Below are 3,992 nucleotides of genomic sequence, written 5' to 3' on the forward strand. Positions count from 1 at the left end.
TGCGCAGGGACCACCCACTGCTTGTCGCCAGCTACCACGGTGGCCCGGGACCATCCCCGCGTGCGCGGGGACCACCCTGTCTGCATCGACATCTGGGCCGCGGCGGCGGGACCATCCCCGCATGCGCGGGGACCACGCCCTGGCCGCCGTACCGGGTGCGAGGGCGGCCGGAACATCCCCGCATGCGCGGGGACCACAGCGCACGCCCGATCTGTGCCCATGACTCGCCGGGAACATCCCCGCATGCGCGGGGACCACTCCTCGACCTGCCGGGCGGCCGCGTCGCGGGCCGGAACATCCCCGCATGCGCGGGGACCACCGCCTCGCGCGAGCGCGTTGACGCCGGAGTAGAGGAACATCCCCGCATGCGCGGGGACCACACAGCGGGCGAATGGCAAAAGCGCGACGCAGCAGGAACATCCCCGCATGCGCGGGGACCACAGCGGAGGAAGGGCTCGCGCGAGCGGTCAGGGCGGAACATCCCCGCATGCGCGGGGACCACACTTGTTCACCTGCTGTCTTGTCCGGGCGGGAGGCCGGTTTCGTTCACTTGCTCTCGCTGTGTGTGCAGCAGCTTAACCACCGTGCGGCACGAGAGGTTGAAGGGCATCACGGTGTGCTGGGCCTGACTGGTGTCCTTGTATGTCTTCGCGTCCCGCGACATCCGTTCCAGCGAGAAGTCGCGGGGTCAGCCGGAGACGCCGAGCAACCATCGACCACGTCCGACGGGTAACGCTCCGCCACTACGTGCTCGCCGACGAGTACCCGGATACAGATCTCCTGCTCAACGCCACCTGGGTCACCGACTCCGTCGGCCCGGGGATGGCGGAACTGGCCGACCGGATGGCCGCCTCACTGCGGTTCACCCTTCGCGGCTCCGGCGAAGGGCCCAAGCCGGTGCTGGCCGCGCCCCGGACTCCGATCGTCTTCGACGAGGTGCAGATCGGCAAGGGCCTGCGCCCGCTCGCCCAGCACGGTTTCGTCACCATCGACCCCGAACAAGGCACGCTCACACTGCTGGCCAGCGACCGGAAGGTGATCGCCGGGGCGCCCGTGAGCGAGGTCACCGCCTGGCCCATCCGGGCCTCCTTCAGCACCGCGGTCGGGCTGGAGATCAACGGCACCACCTACAACGCCGCCCCCGGCCGTGGCAGTTACCCCAAAGCCTTTACCCTCCCCACCGACTTGGTCAAAGGACACAGCGCCGCCGACCAGCTCCTCCAGCTCATCGAACAGAACGGCGGCAAACGGCGCTGACCGGGCTCGTAGGCGGGCTCCCCCACCTCGGCCGCCAGGATCACCCAGGCCCGGCGGCGGTCGGCGCGCGTGAGGTGCTGCCAGTCCAGCCGCCTTCCCACCCGTGGACGCCGCCGTCCGGGAACCCGGTCGCCCGCGCCCGCCGTTCCGCCGGCCCCGGCGAGAGGTCTGCTGGCCGCGCTGATCGTGGAGCGGATCACCGGCACCTCCTACGAGCACGAGCTGCACCGCCGCATCATCGAGCCGCTGCGCCTGCGGGGCACCGTCTCCCCCGGCACCCGGGAGACGCTGCCGCAGCCATCCCCGGCCGGGCCTACTCCACCGAGCAAGTGGAACTGCCCCGACCGGGCGTCGACGTCACGGAGTTCAACCCCTCGGCGCTGCGCGGCGGCGGCTACGGGATCGAGGTCCTCTCGGTCTCCACGCGCGACGCCCGGCACCGGATGAGCGTGTACTTCAACACCGACGCCCTGGCCCGGGAGGGCGCGGCGGTCAGGGAGATCACCGACGCGGAGTCCCGCCGACCCGCCTGACCCGGGGCGGCCCCGCCCGCGACCCTAGCCGCGCCGCGCTGCTCCCCGAGGCCACACGACCTCCACCGGCAGTCCGCTCTCCAGTGCTTCCCGCACCACGTCCGCCGTGCCGCCGCCCTTGCCCGTCGGCGGCTCCCCGTTCCACACCGCGACCAGCCGATCCGCCCGCTCCAGCAGCACCTTGTTCGCCGCCTCGTACGCCGCGCGATCCGCCGTCTCCACGGACAGCACGTGCACCTCGTGGGCAGCCCCGACCAGCCCGTCGAACGTCTCGGCATGCCGGGGCTTCACCTTGGTCCACCGGTAGTCCCGCGACGGGATCACCACGACGAGCCGACCGCCCAGTTCCAGCACCACCTCGGCAAACAGCGCGTCCGCGCCCTCGGCGATGCACGACACCCCGACCAGTGCGCCACCAGCATGACCACGCAGCAGGCCACGAAGCGCGTCCCGCACCAGCGGCACACTCTCGTCCGTCAGGTCCATGTGCCCTGTCACAGAGATGGTGGTCATCAGTCCTCCCGGTCACGCCGCCAGCAAATCGCGGATCCTATCGCGAGCCTCCCTCACCGGCACAGATGCGCTGCGGCCGACTGTGTATGGATACAGCTCGGCAAGCTGCGAACGGACACGGCAGGACTGCGTGCGGGTCGCCGCGTTCACCGCCCGGTGCGTATGCTCCACTGCCGCACTGATATCCCCGAGGAGGAACGAGCACTCGGCCAGTCCAATCCAGTCGAGGGCGTGGCTGCGGCCCGCCTCCGGCCCACGCTCCGCAAGCGCCTGCCGGATGGCGTCGGCCGCCGCTGGGGCATGGACGCGCGGATCCCGCCTCGCCATTTCAAGAAGTCGGCCACCCGTCACTCCAGCAAGCTCGGCTTGGTCGAAGTACGCGATCCAGTGCGGCTCCCCGTCACCGGCGTCGGCAAGCGCTTCGGCGGCCTGGCCGGTAGCGCGCCGGAACGCAGCTTCGCGTCCCATGGACGCGAACGCCCACGCCTCCCGCGTGTGGAGCATGGCGCGGACCCGCGGCCCTGCCTTACCCCGCGCACCGTCCTGGGCCAGTCGCACGAGTTCGAGGGCGTCTTGTGGTCGCCCCGCGTACAACATCTGCCTGGCCATGCCCGCCAGTACATTGGCGCCGAACGCAGTATCCCCACCGGCATGCGCCGCACGAAGTGCCAATCCGTAATACTCCTGCGCACGGCGTTGGAGCCCGCTGTCCCACGCCATCGTCGCAGCGGTACCAGCGAGTTGTGCCATGACCTGGTACAGCCGCCGCTCCACTGCGGGGGCCTGGTGCTCCTCCAGCGCAGCGGCGACTTCATCGAGCTGCCCGACCACGGCCTTGCGGCGCAAGCCGCCACCGAAAGTGTGGTCCCATCGGCGGAATATCTGCGCGGTCTGCTCCAGTTCCTCGACCTCGCGCAGCCCCAGGCGGCCAGTACGGCGGCTGTCATCGGTGGCGGGAACAGACGTCAGCCAGCCTTCGAGGGGATCCAGCAGGGGTGCTCCGGTCACCACGGCGGAGGCAAGTGCACGCGTCGCCGCACGTCGGTCCATCACGAGGTCGCTCCTTGTCAGCCGGATAGCCATGGTCACCGTGCCACTGGGGGTCCACGGCGCGCTACCACCCGAGAGGCTCTGCGGTCGCAATGCTTGTTGGCTGTCAATGTGCCTCTCCCAGGGTCTGGCCGCGAGGCCGACCATGTGACCGGGAATCCGCAGTCCATCGGTGATCCGGGCAATCACCTCGTAGGACGTCACCTGGTGGGTGCCCTTGATGATGGTTGATACCTTTCCTGGGGTTAGCTGACAGGCGCTTGCGATCCTGTTCTGGCTGAGGCCACCGTATTTCTTCAGGACACGAAATGCCGCCGCGAAGTCATGCTCGGCCAAAGCCCGTCGCAAGTCTTCGCGGGTCAACAGGTCAGGGTGAATGAGGTGGGGTGTGGGCACGCCGCCCCTCCAGACATGTCACAGATCGTCATCGATCCCTCGCCCAGAGTCTATTACCGAGGCGGTAACACCCGCAGGGCATCCCCAGACGTCGCCGCAAACGGGAGGCTCGACGTGCCCGTAAATGCCGAGATCGATGGAGCAGAGCATGACGCAGACCGATGGGGTACCGCACTGGCTGCCCACGGCGGAGCAGGGCGTGCGGACCTTGCCGTGCGGGCGCTGGTGGGACGCCGTCCGCGT

General features: G+C 69.6%; 4 protein-coding genes and 1 CRISPR repeat array. Of the genes, 2 read left to right on the plus strand and 2 right to left on the minus strand.

Annotated elements, in window-relative coordinates:
- Positions 1–47 precede the first annotated feature (47 nt).
- A CRISPR array of direct repeats spans positions 48–502; the repeat unit is 28 nt; unit sequence GGAACATCCCCGCATGCGCGGGGACCAC.
- Between the two features lie 245 nt (positions 503–747).
- Together ACSNOC_RS27190 and ACSNOC_RS27195 are read left to right on the plus strand one after the other, a co-directional pair.
- Entirely contained in the window at positions 748–1,257 is a 510-nt protein-coding gene (locus ACSNOC_RS27190) for a hypothetical protein (RefSeq protein ID WP_436750233.1), read from the plus strand.
- 329 nt (positions 1,258–1,586) lie between these two features.
- On the plus strand, positions 1,587–1,790 hold the full coding sequence (locus tag ACSNOC_RS27195; RefSeq protein WP_436750234.1) for a hypothetical protein: 204 nt from the start codon (positions 1,587–1,589) through the stop codon (positions 1,788–1,790).
- 24 nt (positions 1,791–1,814) lie between these two features.
- Here ACSNOC_RS27195 and ACSNOC_RS27200 read toward each other — a convergent pair whose 3' ends face one another.
- Entirely contained in the window at positions 1,815–2,303 is a 489-nt protein-coding gene (locus ACSNOC_RS27200; protein WP_436750235.1) for a hypothetical protein, read from the minus strand.
- Positions 2,304–2,315: 12 nt separating this feature from the next.
- The gene (locus tag ACSNOC_RS27205) at positions 2,316–3,719 is read right to left on the minus strand and encodes a helix-turn-helix domain-containing protein (protein WP_436750236.1); all 1,404 of its coding nucleotides are present in this window, start codon (positions 3,717–3,719) and stop codon (positions 2,316–2,318) included.
- Positions 3,720–3,992: the final 273 nt, after the last annotated feature.

This window comes from Streptomyces sp. URMC 129 (assembly GCF_051386415.1).
Taxonomy (GTDB): domain Bacteria; phylum Actinomycetota; class Actinomycetes; order Streptomycetales; family Streptomycetaceae; genus Streptomyces.

Excerpts from the sequence above, each read along its gene's own strand:
- ACSNOC_RS27200 (WP_436750235.1), bottom strand. The coding sequence starts at position 2,303 with ATGACCACCATCTCTGTGACAGGGCACATGGACCTGACGGACGAGAGT.